The following is a 23889-nucleotide window of genomic DNA, read 5'->3' on the forward strand; positions in this document are numbered from 1 at the left end:
CTGGGGATGACCGATTCGACGATGTTCGGCTGAGCGCCCGAAGCTGACAGCCCGAACAGGATCAGGAGAGTCATCGATGGAAGCACTGGACGTCGGCGGATATGTGCTGGTGAGCCTGGCCGCGCTCGTCTTCCTCTTCCTCCAGTCATGGTTCGCCGCCACCGTGGTCCGTCGCGTCGTCGGCGTTCCCGTCGGCTGGCCGCGCACGCTCGCCGTCGGCCTCGTCATGAGCGCCGTCGTGGCCGTGACCGTCCAGTACCTCTACCGGGCCGGGACCGGGCAGAACACCACCGGTCTCGACGTCTCACCCGGAGTGGCGGTGCTGTTCATGGTGCTCGCCCTCGGGTGGATCTTCGCCCTGGGCGTCGGTGCCCTCGTCATGCTCGAAGCCGCCTTTCCCACCGGATCCCTGCCCGGCCCGCAGTCGCTGTTCTTCGGGTGGAAGTCCCGCCGTCGCCGCGGCCGCCGCTATGCCCAGGTCGTGTCCATTGCGGTCAGGCACGGGCTCGGCTCCCAGCTGCGCGGCTTCGGCGGGGATTCGCCGGGCCGCGAGGTCAAGACCGCGCGGGCGCTCAAGGAATCCCTCGCCGAGGCGGGGGTGACCTTCGTCAAGCTCGGACAGATGCTCTCGACCCGCCGCGACATCCTCCCGCCGGTGTTCGTCCGTGAACTCGAGACGCTCCAGACCCAGGTCACTCCCGAACCCTGGTCGGTCATCGAACCGGCCATCACAGAGCGGCTCGGCCGACCGATCGGAGAGGTCTTCGCACGGATCGGCTCCACGCCGCTGGCGGCCGCCTCGGTGGCGCAGGTGCATGAGGCGACGCTGCTCGACGGCACGGAGGTCATCGTCAAGGTGCAGCGACCGAAGGCGCTCAATCAGGTCACGCAGGACCTCGACATCATCCTGCGGCTGGCGGCGTGGCTGAACAAGACCACGACGTGGGGCAGAGATCTGGGCGTGAAGTCGCTGGCCGCGGGCTTCGCGAACACTCTCGAAGAAGAGCTCGACTATCGGATCGAGCTGGACAATATGGCCAGCATCGAGGCCTCTCTCACACGGTCGGGGAAGTTCGACGTCACCGTCCCGCACGGCTATCCGGCGCTCAGCGGCGAACGCCTGCTGGTCATGGATCGACTGCCCGGTCAGCCGGTCTCGCGGGCGGGGGCGCTGCTGACCGAGCTCAGCGGTGCCGAGCGGTCCCGGTTGGCGACCACGCTGCTGGGAGCCACGCTCGAGCAGATCATCGGTGACGGAATCTTCCACGCCGATCTGCATGCCGGCAACATCTTCATCACTCCCGACGGGAAACTCGGTCTTCTCGACTTCGGTGCCGTCGGTCGGCTCGACCCGGCCACGCAGACGTCTCTGGGCCTCATGCTCTATTCGATCGATCAGAACGACAGCGCCGGTGCCACCGATGCCCTCATCGAACTCCTCGGACGACCCGACGGACTCGACGACCGGGAAGTCGAACGCGCCGTCGGCGAACTCCTGCTGCGCTACGGCGGCGGCACCCGCGCGTCACAGGGGCAGAAGCTCTTCGACGATCTGTTCAATCTCGTGCTCGCTCACCGCTTCTCCGTTCCGGCGCCGATCAGCGCCGCCTTCCGGGCGATGGCCTCCGTGGAGGGTGCGCTGCTGACGATCGATCCGCACTTCGACGTCGTCGCCGTGTCCCGGCGGGAGGGCAACAGGCTCGTGAGGTCGAAGCTCAAGGGCACGAAGATCACCGATGAGCTCCAGCGTCGGGCGCTGCAGCTGATGCCGATGATCGACCGCATGCCGCGCCGGATCAACAAGATCACCGAGGACCTCGAGCAGGGCCGGTTCTCGATGAATATGCGGGTGCTCGAGAACCCTTCAGATCGCAGCTTCCTCACCAGCCTGTTCCAGCAGCTCATCGTCGCAGTCCTCGCCGGGGCCGCGGTGGTGGGAGCGATCATGCTCATCACCAGCGATGAGGGCCCGCTCCTGACGAAGGACATCCACCTGTACTCGTTCTTCGGCTTCGTGCTGCTCTTCGGCGGCTTCGTGCTGAGCATGCGATCCCTCATGCTCGTGTTCAGACGCGACGGCGACGGGTAGCCGGTCGTCCACCGCAGCGCTGATTCCGACCTCGTTCACCGATCTCCACCGTCGCCACTTCAGCGTCACCGCGACCTCGTTCAAGCGCTGGCGCGGTTATAGCGCCGTCTTCTCTGCGATAAGCGGGTTAGGCCTTGAACGGGAGAAGCTTGCGCTTGAACGGTCGAGGACCGAGGCGATCTGAAGTGCGGGAAAGTGTGGGCACGCCGCCATACGCTGGCATAGAAGAAGCCCCGCGTTCCGCTCGTTCCAGCGGTGCGCGGGGCTTCTTCGGGTGGAGCCCCCTGTCAGACTCGAACTGACGACCTTCGCTTTACAAGAGCGGTGCTCTACCAACTGAGCTAAGGAGGCGTGGTGCGCATCGAGCGTGCGCGCCTACATGATAGTAGTCCATGGCCGGGCCCGGCCACAAAACCGCAGGGGACGTGACCTGCAGGACACCCTCACCGAGGCGGCCCCCGCCTCAACCCTGACCACGCCCATCCCGCAGGGACAGCGAAAACCGGGCCCCACCTCGGCGAGGTCCGGCCTTCTCTCCTGCGTCACCACCCCGGGGCAGTCCCCGGCTCTCCCGGGACTGCCCCAGCACCGACTGGGAGCCTCAGACGATCAGCCCTTGAACTCTCCGGTGGCCTTGAGGATCTCGGTGGCCAGGGCCTGCGAGTCGCTGGTCTTGTCGGTGTGCTTGCCGTTGATGAGCACCCACGGGGTGGCCTCGACGCCGTCGTCCAGAGCCGTCTGGCTCGACTGTTCGACGAACTTGTCGAAGGTCCGGTCCGTGACGCAGGACTTCACGGTCTGCTCGGGATCGGCCTTGAGCTTCTTCGAGGTGTCGACACCGGCCTCCTCGGCGACCTTGAGCAGCTCCTCATCGGTGCGGCCTTCGGTGCCCTCCTCCGGCTGCTGAGCGAAGAGCGCGTCGAACAGGTCGACGGCGACCTCGGGCTGGCTGTCGACGACACAGGCGGCGAGGTTGGCAGCGCGGGTCGAGTACTCGTTGCCGCTGGACATGCGGTCGAGGAACGACACCGGCTTGTAGTTGACGACGATCGAGCCCTCATCTGCGAGTTTGCGCAGCATGTTCGCGTTGCCTTCCTCGAAGGCCTTGCAGCCGGGGCACTGGAAGTCGAGGTAGACGGTGACCGTGGCGGCCCCCTTCTTCGCACCCGCTTCGGTCGGAGCCGGCAGATCCGATTCCTCACCGTCGGGCATCTGCAACGGCTGCACGAGTGTGTTGTCCTTGCCCACGGTGATTCCGTCGGAGACATAGTTCGAGGGATTGACAGCAGGTTTGCTCTGCTGGAAGACCAGCACACCGACCACTGCCAGCACCGCGACGACGACGACAGCGATGCCGACGTACAGAATCGTCTTCGCGGTCTTCTCCTTCTTCGCCTGATTCGCCGCGATCTGGCGGGCGTTCTCGCGTGCGCGGTTCCGCTTGTCGTCCGCGGAGTTGTTCTTCGCCATTGTTCCTCACGTTGGATCGTCTGACATCGGTGCGGGCTGAGGCCCGAACGGTGCGGGACGGCTTCCGCGACCCGACGGCACCACTGTACCGAAACAGGTGCTGGGCCGACTCCCAGAAACATTCAAGGTTCAACTACAACGTTCAACTACCTGCACCTCGGCTCCGGCAGCTTCGGGACGTCCGAGCCGGGCACACCGCCCTGATCGCACCGTCCGTTCGCGCGGGCCGGCTCACACCGGTCCGGGCAGGTAGTCGAAGGGGTTCACCGTCAGCGGCCACCAGGACATGGCCGCCCCCGACTGGATGACCATGACGGCAAGGATGACGAGCAGCGCGATCACGGCCAATGCGACGAGGCGGCCGAGCTGATTGCGAGTGGCTCCCGACACGAGCAGCCGTGAGCCGAAGCGCAGGCTCGAGGCTCCCGGCCCGACCCACAGCACCAGCGAACCGGCGGCGCCCGCAGCCCACACCGACCATTGTTCGGAGGCACCGCTGGGCACGATCCCGGCGATGTCGAGTCGCGTGAGCACGAGCGCGGCGGCGGCCGCGATCGCCGGCAGGATGATCGAGGCCACCGAGGTCAGGATCGAGGCCAGCACGGCCCCCGGCGCCGAGGCGAGCGCCCGGAAGAATCCCCCCGAGTCCGTTCCGCGGTCGAACCGGTGGCGCTGGACCTTCCGATCCAGACGTGTGCCGGTGCGAGCGAGCACCGACCAGACCAGGGCGACGACACAGATGACCAGAGGACCGAGAGGCATGACGGCGACGGCCAGAGCGACGAGTCCGAAGACGACCCAGCCACCGGACTGCACTCGCCGGTAGCCCATCGGCGCCCACGGCTGGCCGCCCGGCTGCATCGGCTGGCCGCCGGACTGGATCGGCTGACCGCCGGGGCCCATGAGCTGGCCGCCGTGACCGGCTTGGCCGCCCCACTGTCCCTGAGCGACCTGACCATTCGGTCCGCCCGTCCCGCTCGGTCCGCCGGCCCCGCCCGGTCCGACGAGGTTCTGTCCCTGACCGGGCTGGACGAATCCGGAGCGGCCGAGGTCGGCGCCGGCCATCGGGGATCCCGGACCCGCCTGAATGCCGCCGTTGGGATTGCTGATCGGTGGTGCGGTCGCCTGCTGCGGCGACTGTCCGTGTATCCGTCCCGCACCATAGTCCGGCCCCTGCCCGGGCCCCGAACCGTGACCGGACCCGGCATGATTGGTCGGTCGGCTGGAACCGGGGTACTGCGGCTGCCCGGTGCCGGACGGACCGGCTCCCGGGTAGCCCGTTGCCGAATAGTCTCCGCGCTGACCGGCATGACCGGCAGGACCGCCATGACCGGCAGCCCCTGCTGCACCGAATCCGGCGGCGGCACCGGCCGCACCGCCGAGAGCCGCACCACCCAGCGCCGCACCACCCAGCGCAGCCCCGGCACCGCCACGGCCGTCGGCGCCGTCGTCGACGGCAGGCATGACCGCGGTTCCGCTCGGTGTCCGCTGCGGACCACCCGCACCGGCCCCGCCGCTGGGACCCGATCCGAGCTGCGGCATCCGCCCGGACTCGATGTCGACGAGCGCATCGAGGATCATCTGCCCCGACGGGCGACGTTCGGGCTTCGGGTCGAGGCAGGCGGCGATGAGCGGTGCGAAGTTCTTCGGCGCCCCGTCGAGATCGAATTTGCCCATCGCCACCCGACCGAGCACCGCCTCCAGCGGTCCGGACCCGTAGGGGTTGCGTCCGGTGGCGGCGAACGCCATCGTCGCAGCCCACCCCCACCAGTCGGTCTTCTCACTCGAGGTCTTGCCGTCGGCGATCTCCGGCGACAGATAGCCGGGTGTGCCCATGACCAGACCCGTCGCGGTCACGCGCACTTCGTCGGCGACCTGGGCGATGCCGAAGTCGATGACCATGGGCTCACCGTCCATGATCATCACGTTCGCGGGTTTGAGATCGCGGTGGATGACGCCGGCATCGTGGACGGCGTTGAGGGCGTCGAGGAGGGCGTGGCCGAAGTGGACGAGCTCATCCTCGGCGAAGGGGCCGTTGTCGCGGACGTCATCGGACAGGGTCTGCCCATCGACGAATTCGGTGATGATGAACGGCTGCGCGGATTCGAGTTCGGCGTCGAGGACCTCGGCGATCCGAGGGTGGCGGATCCTGCGCAGGGTGCGGGTTTCGCGGGCCAGACGCTTCCGCGCGGTCTCGTCATTGGCGATGTGCGGATGGAGGACCTTGACCGCGACCGGGTTGTTTCCGCCGTCGACACCGAGGTAGACGACACCCATGCCGCCCGAGCCGAGCTCCTCGATGAGGCGGTAGCCTCCCAGTTCCTGATCCATCACCTGGCCAAGCCTAGTCGAGCGAGTAGAGTTCATTCCAAGGACCGACTCAGGAGGAGGCGCAGATGAGCACCGTCAACTCTGCCGAGCCAAGCACCGAAATCACCTTCGGCGACAGCGATTTCGTCGTCGTGGCCAACCGACTTCCCGTCGACCGCGATCCCGCCGACGAGAACCACGGATGGCGTACCTCACCTGGGGGTTTGGTCACCGCTGTGGCTCCTGTGATGAAGGCCCAGGAGGGTGCGTGGATCGGTTGGACGGGAGTCGCCGATGAGGATTTCGAACCCTTCACGATCGACGGAATGCACCTGACACCGGTGACCCTGACAAGTGAGGATGTCCTCAGGTACTACGAAGGGTTCTCCAACGCGACGCTGTGGCCTCTCTATCACGATGTCATCGTCCCACCCGAGTACCACCGCACCTGGTGGGATGCGTATGTGCAGGTCAATGAGCGCTTCGCGCACAAGGTCGCCGAGGTGGCCGCGGAGTCCGCGACGGTGTGGATCCATGATTATCAGCTCCAGCTGGTTCCGCTCATGGTCCGCCGGATGCGTCCCGACGTGGCGATCGGCTTCTTCAACCACATCCCCTTCCCACCCTACGAGCTCTTCGCGCAGCTGCCGTGGCGCGATGAGATCCTGCGGGGCCTCCTCGGCGCTGATCTCATCGGTTTCCAACGTCCCGCGGATGCGGCGAACTTCCGGCGTGCAGTGCGCGGTCGGCTGAACTTCTCGACGAAGGGATCGACGGTCCTCGTGCCCGCGGGTGAGGCCGTGGCCGCGCACGTCGTCCGCGCCGAGGCATTCCCGATCTCCATCGACACTCCCTATCTGGAGGAGCTCGCGAAGGATCCGGACATCGTCGAACGGGCTCGGCAGATCCGCGAGGACGTCGGCAATCCGAAGGTCGTCATGCTCGGCGTCGATCGGATGGACTATACGAAGGGCATCCGGCACCGGCTCAAGGCCTACGGCGAACTCATCGCCGAAGGCCGCCTCGCCGTCGAGGACGTCGTGCTCATCCAGATCGCGACCCCGTCGCGGGAGCGGCTCGAGCAGTACAAGATCATCCGGCACGATGTCGAGCTCGCGGTCGGGCGGATCAACGGCGAGCAGGTCGACGTCGGGTCGATTCCCGTCCGCTATCTCCACCATTCCTATCCGCGCGATGAGATGACGGCGTTCTTCCTCGCTGCCGACGTCATGTTGGTGACGGCCCTGCGCGACGGGATGAATCTCGTGGCCAAGGAGTATGTGGCGTGCCGGCAGAACGACGACGGGGCGCTCGTGCTCTCGGAGTTCACGGGTGCCGCCGAGCAGCTCACGGGGGCGGTGACGGTCAATCCGCACGATATCGGCGATCTCAAGGCCGGCATCCTCGAGGCGGTCGAGATGGATGAGAAGACGCGTGCCCGGCGGATGCGGCAGATGCGGCGGAAGGTCGCCACGGACACCGTGAGCCTGTGGTCGAAGAACTTCCTCGCCGAGCTCAACCACCTCAAGCACAATCCCGAGGCCGTCGTCCCCGACCGCCCGGTCGTGCAGAAGAGCCGGACCGCTCCCCCGCCGGACGCCCCCGCAGCGCCTTCGGGTCGGGCCGATCGTCCCGAGGACGCCGAGTGGGTCTCCGAGATCTCCACCTCCCGATAGGAGGATCTCAGTGACGATCGAACCGACCGTTTCCGCACCCGCCGTCTCGACTCCCGCCGAGGTGGCTCTGCGTGACCTCGCCACCGCCGAATCCCTGCTGCTGGCCCTTGATTTCGATGGGGTGCTCGCACCCCTCCAAGACGATCCGTCGACCTCGCGGATGGTCCCCGAATCGGCCGCCGCCGTTGAGGCGCTCGCGAGTCTGCCGCGGACTCGGGTGGCATTGGTGTCCGGTCGCGATATCGCGACTCTGCGACGCCTGTCCGCGGCTCCTGACTCGGTCTGGCTGGTCGGCTCGCACGGGGCGGAGGCCGAACTCGGGAATGATTCTGCTCATGACGCTGGTGCTGAGCATGATGGCGGCGGCACCGAAAGCAGGCACGGCTCCGGCGTGATCCGCTCTCCCGAGCTCACCCCGGCCGAGGCCGAAATGCTCGCCGCCATCGATGCGCACCTCGACGCCTTCGAACACGCCCTTCCGGACACCGATGGCACGCCCGGTTCGACCGCGGCGAACGCCACGGCCCGCGCAGGCAGCGCATACGACGCAGGCGGCGCAGTCAGCGCAGTCAGCACAGGCCGCACAGGCGGCGCAGTCAGCACAGACGGCACCTCGGATTTCCTCATCGAGGCCAAACCCTATTCGCGGACGGTCCACACTCGCGGAATCGCCCCCGAGGCCGCCGCGGCTCTCCACGAGCACGCCACTGAAGTGGTCGAGGAGTTTCCCGACATCCGTGTGATCGAGGGACACGACATCACCGAACTCGCCGTCAAACAGGCGACGAAAGGTGATGGGGTCCGGCTGCTCGCCCGCGCCGGCCGACCGACCGCTCTGGGCTACCTCGGTGACGATGTCACCGATGAGGATGCCTTCGCGGCCCTCGACGAACTCACGAACGCTCGTGTCCTCGACGCGGCGCTGACCGTCAAGGTCGGGCCCGCGCAGACTCGTGCCTCGTGGCGGATCGCCGATCCCGGCGCCGTGGCCGAAATGCTCGGCCGCCTCGTGGCGGACCGCAGGAAATTCCTCGGCAGCGATCACGACTGAGGTCGGGCCGCCTCGGCGAGGATGGGCCCGGGGTGGAACCCGAGGTCAACGGCGTTGCGGGGGCACGGCACTGGCACGGAGGACGAGGTCGGGGTCGACCGTGTAGTCGACGTGCACGCGGGTGTCACCGCCGGCGATCATCGTCCGGATCTCGTCGATGGCCGACTGTGCCACGGTCGCCCAGTCGTAGACGACCTGCGACAGGGGCGGTTGGACGACATCGGCGTCGGGGACGTCGCCGACCGTGAGCAGGGAAAGGTCGCGGGGCACGTCGAGCCTGAGCCGCTGGGCGGCCTCGAGCATGCCGAAGGACAGGGACGGAGCGCAGGCGATGACAGCGGTGCAGCGCAGATCGAGCAGCTCCTCGGCGGCGGCGACTCCGGCCATGGCACCGCCGGCGGCCTCGACAACTGGGGCCTGGTCACGGGTGGCGGGGATATGGAGGATTCCGGCCATGGATCTGCGGAAGCCGGCGATGCGGGCCGGGGCCGCCGAGTCGCGCAGCACGGCGAGCCCGATGCGTCTGTGGCCGAGGTGGACGAGATGGGCCACGGCGGTCTCGATTCCGCCGGTCGCGTCGAGATAGATGCGCGAGATCCCGTCGTCGTGGCGGGCGTTCGAGATGCGGATGAGCGGGAGCCCGCGTTCGGCGAGCATTCCCGCGAGCACACCGGCCGCACCGCCGCCGACGACGATGGCTCCGGAGATCGTCGGACCGCCGTGCTCGCTGCCGAGGATGGTCTCGAGCAGAGCCTCGTTGCGTTCGGCGATGGCTTCGACGTGGACGACGGCGATGCCCAGCGCGAACATCCGGTTCGTCAGGATCTCCGCGAGCCGCGAGTACGGGTCGACATTGCCCGACGACACCGCGGGTTTGATGAGCGCGACGAGCGGTGAGCCGGCTCCTGCGCCGGAACCCGGCCCGGATGCGTCCGGGGATTCCGGGGCCGGGGCCTGCCCGGCGGCGCCGAGGATCGCCAGAGCCTGCCGCACCTTCGCCGAGGAGGCGGCCGACACCGAATCCGGATCGCGCAGGGCTCGGGAGGCGGTGGCCTTCGAGACTCCCGCGGTGCCGGCGATCTCGGCGAGACGCACGTGACGGTGCTCGGGCGGGCGGCCGACAGTGTGGCCCGCACCGCCGGCGCCCGGACCTCCTTTGCTCGCCCGGCCGGCATTCTGCCCGGTCATCGGCGGGCCGCCGTCGTCGAGGTGCGGGCGATGAGCCGGGGGCGGAATACCGGCGGCACCGACGGCAGACCCGTCGTCGAGATCCGCAGGGTCTGCAGAGTCGCCTCGATGAGGGCATTCGACAGTCCCTCGACGTCGAGGCCGAGCACCGTGGCCGGAGGGCCCGTGAACTTCATCGTCGGGGAATCGCCGAAACCGACGACCGACATGTCCCGCGGCACCTGCAGATGCCGATTCCGCAGCCCGTAGAGAGCACCGTGCAGCTGCAGAGCGGACTGGACGATCACCGCGGTGCACGTCGCATCCTTGAGCTCGAGCACCGCCCGGGATCCTCCGGAGAACGACTTCGGCACCCGCGAGATCCAGTCCTCGAGGTCGAGACCGAGGTTCCTGGCCGGATGTTCGGCGAGAAAGCGGCGGATGAGCTGGACGGCCAGTTCTCCGCTGTCATTGCAGATCAGACCGATTCTGCGATGTCCGATCGCCCGCAGATGTTCGAAGGCCGTGGTCATCCCCCCGCCGAGGTCGAGGCGCGCGGCGATGACATCGCCGCTGCCCGCACCTGTTCGGGCCGCACCCGAGCCGGCCGGTCCTGCTTCAGCACGATCCGACCTTGCCGCACCTGTCCCGGACCCGCCGGCCTCCTCGGCGCCGGCGGACTGTTCGGCGACGCGGATGCAGGGGATCTCCGTGTTCAGGCTCGTCAGCGTCGTGGTCACCAGGGCCACGGCACCGGCGTCGATCGCGGTCTGCAGCGGTTCCGGGTCGGTCTCGACCAGAGGGCGGGTGACGAGGAGATCATGAGCCTGCAGAGCCTTGGCCACACGGGTGCAGACCTGGACCTGCCAATGTTCGGGATTGCCGGGGGCACTGACGGCCACGAGCCGCCTCGGCGCATCATGGAGCAGGGTCGAACGCGAATAGCCGAGCTCGGTCATCGCCTCCAGCACCTTCGCCCGCGTCGATGCGGCGACGGCACCGCGGCGGCCGAGCACCCGGGAGACCGTGGCCAGGGACACTCCGGCCCGGGCGGCGACCTCGTCCAACGTGACCTTCATAGTCGTCAGTCTACTTTCGCACCGCGGTATGCGTCGGCGCAGAGCCATCGTGCTGAGAATCACTCTACACTTTGTCGAATTCACAGAGCACCCGGACTCTCCACCCCTTAGGATGAGAGTGACTGAGCATCCCCGCCAGGTCACCGACGACCAGCTGCTCACGGAGTTATTCAGAAGTTTTAGGAGGACTTATGTCAACGGTGTCGTTGAATGGCCTCAGTCATGTCTACGAGAACACGACGTCCGAATCCGTACACCCGTTCAATCTCTTCGTCGACGACGGCGAGTTCCTCGTCCTCTACGGCCCCACTGCTTCGGGCAAATCGACGATCCTGCGGATGCTCCACGGCCTGGAGACCCCGAAGACCGGCACCATCCTCATCGACGGCGCCGATATCACCCACGCCGCCGTCAACGACCGCGATGTGACCCTGGCGCTGGAGAGCTACGCGCTCTACCCCCATATGAGCGTGCGCGACAACCTCGGCTTTGCGCTGCGCGTCGACGGTCTGCCGGCCGACGAGATCAGGGAACGCGTCGAATCCGTGATGGCCAAGATCGGGCTGAGCGACATCCTCGATTCGGTCCCCGGCGATCTCACCCAGCTGCAGCGCCAGACCGTGGCCCTGGCCCGCGCCGTGGTGCGCCGGCCCAAGGTGCTGATCATGGACGAGCCCGTGGTCAACCTCGTCCCCGAACAGCAGACGGAGACACTGTCGCTGATCAAGGGCCTGCAGCAGGAATTCGGACTGACGACGATCTATGCCACCTCCGATCTCGAGGATGCGAAGGTCCTCGGCGACCGGATCGCCTTCCTCGATCGCGGACGGCTCATCGGTGTGGAGACACCCGACCTCGCCGAGGCGCTCGTGGCCTCGAACACCGACACGGACTCCTGAACCGTGCCGGGAACCCTGCCCTCGCCGGACCCGTCATCGCAGGCCGCCCCGCCGGCGCCGACAACCGCGGGCGACGTGGCTGTTCCCGCGCCGGAGATCCACACGATCCGGAACGCCGATCGTGCGGCCCTGGCCGGACTCCCCTGGCACCTGCCCTTGGCCGAGTGGCCGGAGACGCTGCTCGGCGGGCTGCCCCGCGGAATCTCCCGGCACGTCGTCAGATATGTCGAGATCGGAGACGAAGTGCTTGCGATCAAGGAGACCGACGACGCACAAGCCCTGCGTGAGTTCGACATCCTCGGTGCGCTCGGCAACCTCGACGTCCCCCTCGTCGAACCCCGTGCCATCGTCAACGGCCGTCGGACCGAATCGGGCGAGACTCTCAAGGGCGCCCTCATCACCGCCTATCTCGAGTTCTCCCTGCCCTATCGTGCGCTGTTCTCCCGGGATCTCGCCGCTGACACCGGCGTCCGCCTCGTCGACGCTCTGGCCGTGCTCCTCGTCCGCCTCCACCTCGTCGGCTTCTACTGGGGAGACGTGTCCCTGTCGAACACGCTCTTCCGCCGCGACGCCGATGCCTACGCCGCCTATGTCGTCGACGCCGAGACCGGTGAGCTGCACGAGCAGCTCTCCGACGGGCAGCGGAACATGGACCTGCGGATCGCGCGGATGAACATCGCCGGGGACTTCCTCGACCTGCAGGCCGCGGGACTCGTCGACCCCGAGACCGATCCGCTGGCGGCCGGTGAGCGACTCTGCGAGTCGTACAGCGCCCTGTGGGCGGAGCTGACCCGGGTCGAGGAATTCAGCGTCAACGAACGCTGGCGCATCGACGAACGCATCCGCCGCCTCAACGATCTGGGCTTCGACCTCGGCGAGCTGACGGTGACGACCGATATCGACGGCATCAGCCTCCTCGTCTCCCCCAAAGTCGTCGAACCCAACCATCATTCGAGGCGTCTGCTGCGTCTGACCGGGATCGGCGCGAACGAGAACCAGGCCCGAGCGATGCTCAACGACCTCGATTCGTTCCGATCGGCTCCCGAGATCGCCGAATTCGACGAACTCGACGAATCCCAGGCCGCCCGCCGCTGGCTCGACGAGGTGTACAAACCCCTCATCCAGGCGATCCCGGAGAACCTCACCCGCAAACTCGAACCCGGGCAGATCTTCTACGAGTTCGCCGAACACCGCCGCACCATGGCTCGTGCCCGCCAACGCGACATCCCCACGATGGAGGCCATCGCGTACTTCATCGTCGACTACCTGGCGAACCTCCCCGACGAGATCCGCTACGTCGACAGCAAGAAGTTCTGACCCTCCCCCAGCCCAGCCGATGTTCCACAAGGTGAAACGGGGTCGGCAGGGCCGCCTCGGCGGGCATACCTTTGAAGTCCACGGAGACGACACCGGTGTCGCTCCTGCACCGAACCCCGCTTGGAAGGATTCCCGATGTCGACGAACGAGCCGATGCCCACGAATGTGAACAACCCGTCGATCCCGTCCCTGTTCGACCTCAGCGGCCGCACCGCCGTCGTCGTGGGGGCCGGTTCCGGGCTGGGGCAGGCCAGCGCGATCGGGCTCGCCGACGCGGGTGCGCATGTCGTCGTCGCCGATCTCAACCTCACCGGCGCCGAGGAGACCGCCGCCCTCATCGCCGGGCGTCGCTCCGGATCCGCCGCCACGGAATCTGCCGCAGGGGCCGACGGGACTGCCGGGGTCGACGGGGTTGCCGGGACTGCCGGGGCCGACGGGGTTGCCGGGACTGCCACGGCGGTGGCCGTCGACATCACGGACACGGCGTCCGTCGACGCGCTCGTCTCCGCGTGGGCCGATGCCGAGATCCTCGTCATCACTCCCGGCGCGAACGTGCGCAAACGCCTCACGGACACCACCGATGACGAATTCGATCGGGTCATCGACCTCAACCTCAAGGGCACGTACCGGCTGATGCGCGGCTTCGGTCGGGAGATGGGCTCCCGCGGCCGGGGATCGATCGTCACCTACGCCTCGTTCCGGGCTCTGGCCATCGAGCCCGGCCAGGGACTCTACGCGGCGGCCAAAGCCGGGGTCGTGCAGCTGACGAAGACGATGGCCAGCGAGCTGGGCGGTCAGGGCGTGAGGGTCAATGCGATCCTGCCCGGGCCCTTCGACACTCCCCTGACTCAGCAGATCAAGGCCGACGGGACATGGTGGGACGCGTATGCGGACAAGACCGCCCTGGGCCGGTGGGGGCGCCTGCACGAGATCGCCGGGCCGGTCGTGTTCCTCGCCTCGGACGCGTCGAGCTATGTCACGGGGCATTCGCAGCTCGTCGACGGCGGGTGGATGGCGCATGACGGTCGGTTCATCCCCGACGTGTGAGCACTCTGCCGTGTGGAATCGGCGTGGCGAATCTCCGCCATCGCCGTGTGAGATCGGCGACGCCGCGGGCCGGATTCGCCCGTGATCACGCGGAGACCCGGCGAGACAATATTCATGCTTATGCAAGAATATTCAAATGACCGTTTCGCGCACACCGTCCACCCCGCCGACGTCCACTCCCACAGGGGTGCTGCGGCAGCTGGGGCGGCGCAAGTCGATCAGCGCCATGACCGCCGAAGCCCACACCGATGCGCAGACCGCGCAGTCGGGTGGACTGCGGCGGACGTTCGGCGTGTTCCAGCTGACGATGATCAGCGTCGGCGCCACCTTGGGCACGGGCATCCTCGTCATCCTCGGCGAGGCGGTTCCCGTGGCCGGTCCCGCCGTCTGGATCGCCTTCGTCCTCGCCGGCATCACGGCGCTGCTGTCGGCGGTCAGCTACGCCGAGATGGCCGGGATGGTGCCGGTGTCCGGGTCGAGCTATTCGTATTCCTACGCCACCCTCGGTGAAGGCGTCGCCTGGGTCTGCGGCTGGTGCCTCGTCCTCGAATACGCGGTCTCGGTCGCCGCGGTCGCAGTCGGCGCCGCCGACTATGTCAACGAGACCCTGCGCGTCTTCGGTCTCGAGCTGCCGGCATCCCTGACCACGGGGCCGGGCCTGGCCGAGAACCCGGGCGGGGTCATCAACGTCTCGGCCCTCGTCGTCGTGGCCCTGGCGACCGTGCTGCTCATGCGCGGAGCCCGCGAGTCCGGTGTCGTCAACACGTTGCTCGTATTCGTCAAGATCGGCATCCTCGTGTTCTTCGCCATCGTCGCCTTCACCGCGTTCAAGGCCGGCAACTTCGCGCCGATGCTGCCGATGAGTGCCGCCGGTGTCACCGCGGCCGCTTCGAGCGTGTTCTTCTCGTATATCGGCTTCGATGCCGCGTCCACGGCAGGTGAGGAAGCGAAGAATCCGCGGCGGGACCTGCCGCGGGCGATCATCTTCTCGATGCTCATCGTCACCTCGATGTACGTCCTCGTCGCCGTCACCGCGATCGGGGCGAGGCAGTGGCAGTGGTTCGAGGGCGCTCATGCGCCGCTGGTCCAGATCGTCGAGGAGATCACCGGATCGAATATCGCTGTCCTTCTCTTCGCCGTGGCGGCGGTGCTCGCGATCTTCTCCGTCGTCATCACCGTGCTCTACGGTCAGTCGCGGATCCTTTTGACGATGGCCCGGGACGGAATGGTGCCGAAGATCTTCGGTGTCGTCTCGCAGCGCACGGGCACTCCCCTGGTCGGGACCCTCATCGTCGGCGGTCTCGTCGCGATCACCGCGGCGCTCATTCCGCTCGGCGAACTCGCCGACGCCACGAGCATCGGCACCCTGTTCGCGTTCTGCCTGGTCAATATCGCCGTCATCTACCTGCGGTTCAAGCGCCCCGACCTCGACCGCTCGTTCAAGGTCCCGTTCGGGCCGGTCGTGCCCGCGCTGGGAGCCTTGGCGTGTGCGTTCCTCATGGTCAACCTCGGCGGGCGGACCTGGATCGTCTTCTGCGTGTGGATGGCCGTCGGCGCGCTGGTCTACTTCACCTACAGCCGCCGCCACTCGGTCGTCGGTCACCTCAGCGAAAAGGACTACCGCACCACCGTAGACTCCTGATTGCTACCTGACGGCGGCCCAGCAACCTCGCGAGGTTGCTGGGCCGCCGTCAGGTAGTAAGAGGGGTCAGGGGCGGCGGGCTCGGGCGACCTCGTAGAGCGAGACGGCCGCGGCGATGCCGGCGTTGAGCGACTCGGTGGTCGCGGCGATCGGGATCGACACGATCTGGTCGCACTTCTCCGAGATCAGCCGCGACAGCCCCTTGCCCTCGGAGCCGACGACGATGCACAGCGGGTCGCGGGTGAAGGTCAGTTCGGGCAGATCGACGTCACCGTCCATGTCGAGACCGACGACGAACACGTTCTGCTTCTTCAGCTCATCGATCGTCCGCGCCAGATTGACGACCTGTGCCACGCGGATGCGCGAAGCGGCGCCGGCGGAGGTCTTCCACGCAGCGGCCGTCATCGAGGCGGCGCGACGTTCGGGGATGATCACACCGTGACCGCCGAAGGCCGCAGTCGACCGGACGATCGCACCGAGGTTGCGGGGATCCGTGATCCCGTCGAGGGCCACGAGCAGCGGCGTCTCTGCGCGTTCGGCCGCGAATTCGAGCAGGTCGGAGGGGTCGGCGTAGTCGTACGGCGGGACCTGCAGGGCGATGCCCTGATGGATCGCGTCGTCGGTGAGCCGGTCGAGGTCGGGCTTGCTCGCCTCGAGCATCGAGATGCCGCGCTGGGTCGCCAGCGTGATCGACTCGCGGACACGGTCATCGGAGTCGATGCGACCGGACACGTACATCGCGGTGGCCGGAACGCCTTCGCGCAGAGCCTCCAGGACCGAATTGCGCCCGGCGACCATGTTCGGTCCGAGTTCCTTCTTCTTCCGCTTCGCCTGCGCCGAGGCGTTCGAGCTCTTGCGCTGCTGCGCGGCCTTGTGCGCCTTGTGGTAGACGCGGTCCTCGGCCTTGGGCGTCGGACCCTTGCCGCGCAGACTGCGCCTGTTCTTGCCGCCCGACCCCTTGGTCGGGCCCTTCTTCGAACCGCCGGAGCGGGGATTGGAAGCCATATGATTCCTATCAGGTGCGTTGGGGCCGCGGGCTCATGCCCGTGGCCGAAATTCGTCGACCTCAGCCCTCGCCGAGGTGGTAGCGGTACCCGTCGGCCGTGTCCTCGATGATGACGCCGGCCGCGGCCAGTTCGTCACGGAGGGCATCCGCGGTGGCGAAGTCCTTCTCCGCCTTCGCCTCGGCCCGGCGCTTGGCCATGGTGGCCACGAGGGAGTCGAGTGCGGACTCCGCCTTGTCGTCGGCGGCCGATCCGGACCAGACCGCGGCGCTGGGGTTGACTCCGAGGATGTCGAGCATGAGCTCCACCTCGGCGACGATCCGCGCCAGCCCCGCCCGATCAGCGCCGGAGTCGAGGAGCTTCGCACCCTCGCTCACGGAGGCGAAGACCACGGACAGGGCACGAGGCACACCGAGGTCGTCGTCGAGGGCGGCGGCGAATTCGGCGGGAACGTCGACGCCGCGTCCGGCATAGGAGTAGCTGACGTCCGGCAACCTCGGCGCGTCCGCCCCGAGTGCCTGGCGAGCGCGCTGGAGGAAGTTCTGCAGTCGCTCGAGCGAGGCCGCGGAACGTTCCATTGCCTCGTTCGAGAAGTCGAGGATCGACCGGTAGCTGGCGCCGGTGAGGAAGTAGCGGACGGCCAGCGGGCTGAACGTGTCGAACAGGTCGGAGGCGAAGACGGAGTTGCCCAGGGACTTCGACATCTTGTCCCCGGCCACATTGAGCAGGCCGGAATGCATCCAGATGTTCGCGAACTGGTCTCCGGCGGCACGGGACTGCGCCAGCTCGTTCTCATGATGCGGGAAGCGCAGGTCGAGTCCGCCGCCGTGGATGTCGAAGTTCGACCCCAGATACTTCGTCGACATGGCCGAGCATTCGATGTGCCAGCCCGGCCGGCCCCGTCCCCACGGCGAGGGCCAGGAGGCGGTGATCGGCTCGGAGTCCTTGTGCGCCTTCCACAGCGCGAAGTCCCGGGCGTCCCTCTTCCCGCGCAGCTCGGCGCCTTCGGCCAGTTCCATGTCCTGAAGCTTCTGGTTCGTCAGCGCCCCGTAGTCGCTCCACGAGGCGGCGTCGAAGTAGACATCGGCGCTGCCGTCGAGCGCGGGGTAGGCATGACCGGCCTCGATGAGGCGGGAGATGAGTTCGATCATCTCGGTGATGTGCCCGGTCGCGCGTGGTTCGCTGCTCGGCGGCAGCACATCGAGCGCTTCGTAGGCGGCGGTGAAGGCGCGTTCGTACTTGTACGCGTGGGCGAACCATTCCCGCCCCTCCTCGACGGACTTCGACAGGATCTTGTCGTCGATGTCGGTGACATTGCGGATCATGGTCACCCGGTAGCCGCTGTAGAGCAGCCAGCGCCGCAGAGTGTCGAACACCGAGGCCGAGCGCAGGTGGCCGATATGCGGTTCGCCCTGCACCGTGGCACCACAGACATAGATACCGACCTGACCGTCGTTGACGGGGCGCAGTTCTTCGGTCGTGCGGCTGGCGGTGTTATAGAGCGAGATAGTCACGCCCCAAGTCTACCGGGCCCGACCGTTTTCACGGTTTCTGCGAATTCGATACTAGACTGTTATGCGGCTCACGTGATGCGCGGCACATCGCACAGTGAATTCCCAGTAAAATGGGATCAAGCAATGAAGCTCGGCTCGCGAGTCCTTCTCGCTATTCGGACTTCACACCGGCCCACCGGTCTCGCAGACGAAACTTCGGTGGCCACACTCGGTCGCGATGATCCGCGACCGGTCAAGAAAGGACATCATGTCACCCAAGTCATCACCCCAGAGGGAGGTCTTCGTCTCCCGCGGCGCGTTCATCTTCGCGGCCATCGGCTCGGCGGTCGGCCTCGGCAACATCTGGCGCTTCCCCTATATCACTTATGACAACGGCGGCGGCGCGTTCATCATCCCCTACCTCGTCGCACTGCTGACGGCAGGCATCCCGCTGCTGTTCTTCTACTACGCGATGGGGCACCGTTCGCGCGGTTCGGCACCGCTGGCCCACCGAATGGCACACAAGGGCGCAGAACCCATCGGCTGGTTCGCCACCGGTGTCGCGATCGTCATCGGCATCTACTACGCCGCGATCATCGGCTGGGCCGGCTCCTATATGTTCTTCTCACTCACCGAAGCGTGGGGTGACGACTCGGAAGGATTCTTCTTCGGCGAATTCCTCAAGATGGGAGATCCCGGCATCTCGCTCGAGTTCGTTCCCGGTGTGCTCATCCCGGTCATCCTCGTCTGGGTGGTCGTCCTCATCATCCTGCTCATGGGTGTTCAGAACGGCATTGCGAACTTCTCGAAGATCTTCATCCCGCTGCTCATCGTCCTCTTCCTCGCACTCGTCGTCCGGTCTCTGTTCCTGCCCGGTGCCGCAGAGGGACTCAACGCCCTGTTCACTCCGGACTTCAAGGCTCTGGCCGATCCGAGCGTATGGATCGCGGCCTATGGCCAGATCTTCTTCTCTCTGTCGATCGCATTCGGCATCATGATCACCTACGCCTCGTACCTGAAGAAGAAGACGAACCTCACCGGCGCCGGCCTCGTCGTCGGCTTCTCGAACTCCGCGTTCGAGATCCTCGCCGGCATCGGCATCTTCGCGGCACTGGGCTTCATGGCCGCCGCTCAGGGCGTCGAGGTCGCAGATGTCGCGTCCTCGGGCATCGGCCTGGCCTTCGTCGGCTTCCCGACGCTGATCTCGGAGATGCCGGGAGGCGCGATCTTCGGATTCGTCTTCTTCGCCTGCCTCGTCTTCGCGGGCCTGACCTCGCTGATCTCGATCATCCAGGTGCCCATCCAGGCGCTGCGGGACAAGTTCCGCGTCGGCAACAAGGCCTCAACAGCGTGGATCGTCGGCGGAATGGGCGTCGTGTCCATTCTGCTCATGCCCACCGTCACCGGCCTGTATGCGCTCGATACGATGGATGCGTTCGCGAACAACGTCGGCATCGTCGGTTCCGCCATCATGTCGATCGTGGTCGTCGGCTGGGCCATGCGGAAGCTGCCGGTCTTCAGCCGTCACCTCAACGCGGTCTCGAGCTTCAGGCTCGGTCCGATCTGGATGACGCTCATCTCGATCACAGGCGTGGTGCTCGTCTACATGCTCATCACGCAGATCATCACATTCGTCTCCGACGGCTACGAGGGCTACCCGCCGCTCATCACCGGCGTCTACGGCTGGGGCATGATCGGACTGCTCATCGTCGGCTCGATCATCCTCACCCTCATCAGATGGCCCAAGGAGACCATTGATGAGATGGAAGCGGCGATCGCCGATTCCGTCGCAGAAGAGAACCTCCGCACCGAGAACAAGGGAGCCTGACATGGGCACTTCAGCAATCGTCATGATGGTCATCGCCATGGTCACCGTCTGGGGCGGCCTGATCGCAGCCATGCTGCACCTGCGCAAGCACCCCGACGAGGACGTCGCCGACTGATCATGCCGGGGTGAGCCCCACCCCTGATCACGTCCGGTCGAGTCGGATCCGCAGCGCCGCCTCGGCGACGCGGATCGGCTTACCCTCACCGAGGCGGCCCGATGCATCACAAGCATCGGGCCGCCTTCGTCGTTCCACCCTCACCCCGCCCATGTCACACACACCGTCTCGCCACCGGGTCGCCACTGGTCGAGCCCAGCGTGCTTGGTTAGGGTGGGGATTGTGAGCACTCCGTCCGGGGGTGCACTCAGTCCACTTCGGGTGCTCCGGGCAGCTGGACCCCGTCGTCGAAGACATGAAGGAGACGCAATGCCACAGACCGTCAAGGGCGTCATCTCCCGCAGCAAGGGAGCCCCAGTCGAACTCACCGACATCGTCATCCCGGATCCGGGTCCTGGCGAGGTCATCGTCGATGTGAAGTCGTGCGGCGTCTGCCACACGGACTTCCACTACCGCGAAGGCGGAATCAGCGACGACTACCCGTTCCTGCTCGGCCACGAGTCCGCCGGAGTCGTCTCCGAGGTCGGCGACGGGGTCACCGAAGTCGAGGTCGGCGATTTCGTCATCCTCAACTGGCGCGCCATCTGCGGCGACTGCCGTGCCTGCAAGCGCGGCGAGCCCTGGTACTGCTTCGACACCCACAACGCTTCGCAGAAGATGACACTGACCGACGGCACCGAGCTCGAGGCCGCTCTGGGCATCGGCTCGTTCGCCGAGAAGACGCTCGTCGCCGCAGGTCAGTGCACGAAGGTCCCCGAGGCGGATCCCGCCGTCGTGGGTCTGCTCGGCTGCGGGATGATGGCCGGAATCGGCGCCGCCATCAACACCGGTGAGGTCACCCGCGGCAAGACCGTGGCCGTGATCGGTGCCGGCGGTGTCGGCTGCGCTGCGATCGCCGGTTCCGCTCTGGCCGGGGCGAACACGATCATCGCTCTCGACATCGATGAGAAGAAGCTCGACTGGGCCAGCGACTTCGGTGCCACGCACACGGTGTCGACGAAGGGCATGAGCGAGGACGAGGTCGTCGCCGCGATCCAGGAGCGCACCGGAGGCTTCGGCGCCGATGTCGTCATCGACGCCGTCGGACTCCCCGCCACCTGGCGGCAGGCCTTCTACGGCCGTGACCTCGCAGGCACCGTCGTCCTCGTCGGTGTGCCGACCCCGGAGATGGAGCTCACGGTGCCGCTGCTCGACGTGTTCGGTCGCGGTGGCAAGCTCAAGTCCTCCTGGTACGGCGACTGCCTGCCCGACCGCGACTTCCCGATGCTCGTCGACCTCTACCAGCAGGGACGTTTCCCGCTCGAGAAGTTCGTGTCCGAGCGCATCGGCATCGCCGATGTCGAATCGGCTTTTGAGAAGATGGCCAAGGGCCAGGTCCTGCGATCGGTGGTGGAGCTGTAATGACTGCTATTGAACATCTCGTCACTTCAGGTACGTTCTCTCTGGACGGTGAGACGCACGACGTCGACAACAACGTGTGGATCATCGGCGATGATTCCGAGGTCATCGTCATCGACCCCGCCCACGACGTGGATGCGATCGCCGAGGCGGTCGGATCCAGAGACGTCAAGGCCATCCTGCTCACGCACGGTCACGACGATCACGTCGGAGTCGTCCGCGACTTCGCACAGCGGGTGGGCAATCCCACTGTGTACCTCAATCCCGAGGACTACGTGCTGTGGGACATGACCTACGAGGACTATCGTCCCGACGGACAGATCGCCCACGGCGACACCTGGACCATCGGCGGGGTCAAGCTCAAGGCGCTGCACACTCCCGGCCACTCCCCCGGTTCGACGTGCTTCTTCGTCGAGACCGGTCTGCCGGTCCCCCCGTCGGCGGGTGCCGGTCGCGCGGTCGGTCCGGTGCTGTTCTCCGGCGACACGCTGTTCAACGGCGGACCCGGAGCCACGGGGCGTTCGTACTCGAGCTTCGAGACGATCATCGAATCGATCCGCGACGTGCTCTTCCCGCTGCCCGAGGCGACCGTCGTGCTCACCGGGCATGGTGATTCGACGTCGATCGGTGCCGAGAGTCCGGCCCTCGAGGACTGGATCAAGCGCGGCCACTGATTCACCGCAGGCCAGCCGCTGACGGTCCGCCGGCCCTGACGCAGATCGCGTCACCGACCGGCCGCTGATCGGTCTCTGGCCGACCGATGCAACTCGCAGACGCGGGTCGCGACCCACACGGGTTCGCGACCCGCGTCTGCGCTTTCCGCCCCTGACGGATAGACTCATCGGGTGCCTGAATCACAGTCTTCACAGCCCGCCGAGTCAGCGTCCGACTCGTCCGGCGCTTCCGCCGCCACGTCCACCGGCCTCAAGGTGGGGATGAAGCCCCGCCATCTGGTGATGATGAGTCTCGGCTCGGCTATCGGTGCCGGTCTCTTCGTCGGCTCCGGTGCCGGAGTCCAGGCGGCAGGTCCCGCCGTGCTCATCTCCTATGTCGTCGCGGGTCTCATCGTCATCTTCGTCATGAGGGCCCTCGGCGAACTCGTCGCCGCCGACCCCAACCCTGGAGCGTTCTCCCACTACGCGGGCAAGGCGATGGGGCCGGCCGCGGCCTTCGCCGTGGGTGCGCTGTGGTGGGTCCAGCTGTGTCTCGTCGTCGCCGCCGAGGCCACCGCCGCCGCACAGATCGCGGCTTCCTATATTCCGTCCGTCCCGCAGTGGGTCATCGCCTTGGCGATCATGCTCGTCTTCACGGCCATCAACCTCACCACCTCGGGCAGCTTCGGTGAGTTCGAGTTCTGGTTCTCGCTCATCAAGGTCGCCTTCGTCGTCCTCTTCGTCGTCCTCGGTGCCGCGTACCTGTTCGGGTGGACCCCGGCCGAACCGCCCGCGCAGGTCTTCGCCGATGGGTTCATGCCCACCGGCATCTCCGGCATCGCCGCCGGTCTGCTCGTCGTCGCCTTCGCCTTCGGCGGCATCGAGATCGTCGCTGTCGCCGCGGCCGAGACCGCGAATCCCGAGCGCAGCGTCTCCCAGGCGATCAAGACGATCGTGTGGCGCATCCTGTTCCTGTACATCGGGTCCGTGGCCGTCATCGTCCTCGTCCTGCCGTGGACGGATGACCGCCTGGCCGAATCCCCGTTCGTCGCCGTGCTCGAGACCGCGGGGCTGCCGTTCATCGCCTCGCTGCTGGCCGCGGTCATCGTCATCGCGCTGCTGTCGTCGATGAACGCGAACATCTACGGGGCGTCCCGGATGTCGTTCTCGATGTCACAGCGGTCCATGCTTCCGCGCGGGCTCGGCCGCACCAATCGTCGCGGCGTGCCCGTGCCTGCGGTGCTGGCCACCTCGGCGTTCGGTTTCGTCGCGGTCGCGCTCAACTATTTCTGGGCCGCCGAGGTCCTCGGAGTCCTGCTCAACATCGTCGGCTCGACGCTCATCGTCACCTGGGTCGCGACCCTCGTTTCGCAGATCGTCCTGCGCCGTCGCGCCGAGGTGGCCGGCCGGTCCCTGCCCCTGCGCATGTGGGGCTACCCGTGGCTGTCGTATGTCACTCTGGCCGGAATCGCCGTGATCATCGGGCTCGGCCTGACCGTCGAATCCGTGCGCTTCCAGATCGTCGGCACGCTCATCTTCGTCATCGCGCTCTACCTCGTCGGCCTCGTCGTCACGAAGCGCCACCCCAACGCCAAGGTCTGAGGCCGCCGTTCACCGTCACCGAGGCGGCCCACCCGAAACATGATCGCCG

The 23889-nt window shown here is 66.8% G+C and carries 18 protein-coding genes and 1 tRNA gene; 12 read left to right on the forward strand and 7 right to left on the reverse strand.

The window, feature by feature from the left end; genetic code table 11:
* Positions 1–76: 76 nt before the first annotated feature.
* Positions 77–2089 carry an ABC1 kinase family protein gene (locus tag FHG09_RS06350; protein WP_152346834.1) on the forward strand — a complete coding sequence of 671 codons (2013 nt, stop codon included), beginning with the start codon at positions 77–79 and terminating at the stop codon, positions 2087–2089.
* A 275-nt stretch (positions 2090–2364) separates the two neighbouring features.
* On the opposite strand, the gene FHG09_RS06355 is transcribed toward FHG09_RS06350, so the two are convergent.
* From FHG09_RS06355 to FHG09_RS06365, 3 genes are all read right to left on the reverse strand, one after another.
* Positions 2365–2440: transfer RNA gene (locus tag FHG09_RS06355), tRNA-Thr, on the reverse strand.
* Positions 2441–2698: 258 nt separating this feature from the next.
* On the reverse strand, positions 2699–3559 hold the full coding sequence (locus tag FHG09_RS06360; RefSeq protein ID WP_152346835.1) for a DsbA family protein: 861 nt from the start codon (positions 3557–3559) through the stop codon (positions 2699–2701).
* 231 nt (positions 3560–3790) lie between these two features.
* Positions 3791–5890, reverse strand: a complete 2100-nt coding sequence (locus FHG09_RS06365; RefSeq protein WP_152346836.1) for a serine/threonine-protein kinase — start codon at positions 5888–5890, stop codon at positions 3791–3793.
* A 65-nt stretch (positions 5891–5955) separates the two neighbouring features.
* Between FHG09_RS06365 and FHG09_RS06370 the strand changes: the two genes are divergently transcribed.
* Positions 5956–7545, forward strand: coding sequence for an alpha,alpha-trehalose-phosphate synthase (UDP-forming) (locus FHG09_RS06370; RefSeq protein ID WP_152346837.1), 1590 nt, complete (start codon positions 5956–5958; stop codon positions 7543–7545).
* 10 nt (positions 7546–7555) lie between these two features.
* On the forward strand, positions 7556–8596 hold the full coding sequence (locus FHG09_RS19990; protein WP_152346838.1) for a trehalose-phosphatase: 1041 nt from the start codon (positions 7556–7558) through the stop codon (positions 8594–8596).
* A 45-nt stretch (positions 8597–8641) separates the two neighbouring features.
* Here FHG09_RS19990 and FHG09_RS06380 read toward each other — a convergent pair whose 3' ends face one another.
* Together FHG09_RS06380 and FHG09_RS06385 are read right to left on the reverse strand one after the other, a co-directional pair.
* Positions 8642–9784 (reverse strand): LacI family DNA-binding transcriptional regulator, encoded by a 1143-nt coding sequence (locus FHG09_RS06380; RefSeq protein ID WP_152346839.1) that lies wholly within the window; start codon positions 9782–9784, stop codon positions 8642–8644.
* Positions 9781–10842 carry a LacI family DNA-binding transcriptional regulator gene (locus tag FHG09_RS06385; RefSeq protein WP_152346840.1) on the reverse strand — a complete coding sequence of 354 codons (1062 nt, stop codon included), beginning with the start codon at positions 10840–10842 and terminating at the stop codon, positions 9781–9783. Before FHG09_RS06385 ends, FHG09_RS06380 begins: the two co-directional genes overlap by 4 nt.
* A 200-nt stretch (positions 10843–11042) precedes the next feature.
* Here FHG09_RS06385 and FHG09_RS06390 point away from each other — a divergent pair, with 200 nt between their 5' ends.
* From FHG09_RS06390 to FHG09_RS06405, 4 genes are all read left to right on the forward strand, one after another.
* A complete protein-coding gene (locus tag FHG09_RS06390) occupies positions 11043–11741 on the forward strand; it encodes an ABC transporter ATP-binding protein (protein ID WP_227492583.1) in 699 nt (232 codons plus the stop codon).
* Between the two features lie 75 nt (positions 11742–11816).
* Entirely contained in the window at positions 11817–13058 is a 1242-nt protein-coding gene (locus tag FHG09_RS06395) for a DUF4032 domain-containing protein (RefSeq protein WP_152346841.1), read from the forward strand.
* Between the two features lie 135 nt (positions 13059–13193).
* Positions 13194–14105, forward strand: coding sequence for an SDR family NAD(P)-dependent oxidoreductase (locus tag FHG09_RS06400; RefSeq protein WP_227492584.1), 912 nt, complete (start codon positions 13194–13196; stop codon positions 14103–14105).
* 136 nt (positions 14106–14241) lie between these two features.
* Positions 14242–15747: an APC family permease gene (locus FHG09_RS06405; RefSeq protein WP_152346842.1), complete on the forward strand. Its 1506-nt coding sequence runs from the start codon at positions 14242–14244 to the stop codon at positions 15745–15747.
* Positions 15748–15813: 66 nt separating this feature from the next.
* On the opposite strand, the gene rlmB is transcribed toward FHG09_RS06405, so the two are convergent.
* Positions 15814–16752, reverse strand: a complete 939-nt coding sequence (rlmB, locus tag FHG09_RS06410; protein ID WP_152346843.1) for a 23S rRNA (guanosine(2251)-2'-O)-methyltransferase RlmB — start codon at positions 16750–16752, stop codon at positions 15814–15816.
* Between the two features lie 61 nt (positions 16753–16813).
* Entirely contained in the window at positions 16814–18265 is a 1452-nt protein-coding gene (gene cysS, locus FHG09_RS06415) for a cysteine--tRNA ligase (protein ID WP_152346844.1), read from the reverse strand.
* Between the two features lie 247 nt (positions 18266–18512).
* Here cysS and FHG09_RS06420 point away from each other — a divergent pair, with 247 nt between their 5' ends.
* From FHG09_RS06420 to FHG09_RS06440, 5 genes are all read left to right on the forward strand, one after another.
* Positions 18513–20072, forward strand: a complete 1560-nt coding sequence (locus tag FHG09_RS06420; RefSeq protein WP_152346845.1) for a sodium-dependent transporter — start codon at positions 18513–18515, stop codon at positions 20070–20072.
* Position 20073: 1 nt separating this feature from the next.
* Positions 20074–20187, forward strand: coding sequence for a methionine/alanine import family NSS transporter small subunit (locus FHG09_RS06425; RefSeq protein WP_152346846.1), 114 nt, complete (start codon positions 20074–20076; stop codon positions 20185–20187).
* Between the two features lie 309 nt (positions 20188–20496).
* Positions 20497–21588: an S-(hydroxymethyl)mycothiol dehydrogenase gene (locus FHG09_RS06430; RefSeq protein WP_152346847.1), complete on the forward strand. Its 1092-nt coding sequence runs from the start codon at positions 20497–20499 to the stop codon at positions 21586–21588.
* Entirely contained in the window at positions 21588–22259 is a 672-nt protein-coding gene (locus FHG09_RS06435; protein WP_152346848.1) for an MBL fold metallo-hydrolase, read from the forward strand. The genes FHG09_RS06430 and FHG09_RS06435 overlap by 1 nt, the downstream gene beginning before the upstream one ends.
* 171 nt (positions 22260–22430) lie before the next feature.
* Positions 22431–23840: an amino acid permease gene (locus FHG09_RS06440; RefSeq protein WP_227492585.1), complete on the forward strand. Its 1410-nt coding sequence runs from the start codon at positions 22431–22433 to the stop codon at positions 23838–23840.
* The last annotated feature ends 49 nt before the right edge of the window (positions 23841–23889 follow it).

It is taken from the genome of Brevibacterium sp. CFH 10365, assembly GCF_009299785.1.
GTDB classification, from domain to species: Bacteria; Actinomycetota; Actinomycetes; order Actinomycetales; family Brevibacteriaceae; genus Brevibacterium; species Brevibacterium limosum.

Bases quoted from the DNA above. Each gene is read 5' to 3' on its own strand.
- FHG09_RS06425 (WP_152346846.1), top strand. From the start codon at position 20,074: ATGGGCACTTCAGCAATCGTCATGATGGTCATCGCCATGGTCACCGTC.
- FHG09_RS06400 (WP_227492584.1), top strand. From the start codon at position 13,194: ATGTCGACGAACGAGCCGATGCCCACGAATGTGAACAACCCGTCGATC.
- rlmB (WP_152346843.1), bottom strand. From the start codon at position 16,752: ATGGCTTCCAATCCCCGCTCCGGCGGTTCGAAGAAGGGCCCGACCAAG.
- FHG09_RS06370 (WP_152346837.1), top strand. From the start codon at position 5,956: ATGAGCACCGTCAACTCTGCCGAGCCAAGCACCGAAATCACCTTCGGC.
- FHG09_RS06420 (WP_152346845.1), top strand. From the start codon at position 18,513: ATGTCACCCAAGTCATCACCCCAGAGGGAGGTCTTCGTCTCCCGCGGC.
- FHG09_RS06350 (WP_152346834.1), top strand. From the start codon at position 77: ATGGAAGCACTGGACGTCGGCGGATATGTGCTGGTGAGCCTGGCCGCG.
- FHG09_RS06365 (WP_152346836.1), bottom strand. From the start codon at position 5,890: ATGGATCAGGAACTGGGAGGCTACCGCCTCATCGAGGAGCTCGGCTCG.
- FHG09_RS06430 (WP_152346847.1), top strand. From the start codon at position 20,497: ATGCCACAGACCGTCAAGGGCGTCATCTCCCGCAGCAAGGGAGCCCCA.
- FHG09_RS06405 (WP_152346842.1), top strand. From the start codon at position 14,242: ATGACCGTTTCGCGCACACCGTCCACCCCGCCGACGTCCACTCCCACA.
- FHG09_RS06435 (WP_152346848.1), top strand. From the start codon at position 21,588: ATGACTGCTATTGAACATCTCGTCACTTCAGGTACGTTCTCTCTGGAC.
- FHG09_RS06385 (WP_152346840.1), bottom strand. From the start codon at position 10,842: ATGAAGGTCACGTTGGACGAGGTCGCCGCCCGGGCCGGAGTGTCCCTG.
- FHG09_RS06380 (WP_152346839.1), bottom strand. From the start codon at position 9,784: ATGACCGGGCAGAATGCCGGCCGGGCGAGCAAAGGAGGTCCGGGCGCC.
- FHG09_RS06360 (WP_152346835.1), bottom strand. From the start codon at position 3,559: ATGGCGAAGAACAACTCCGCGGACGACAAGCGGAACCGCGCACGCGAG.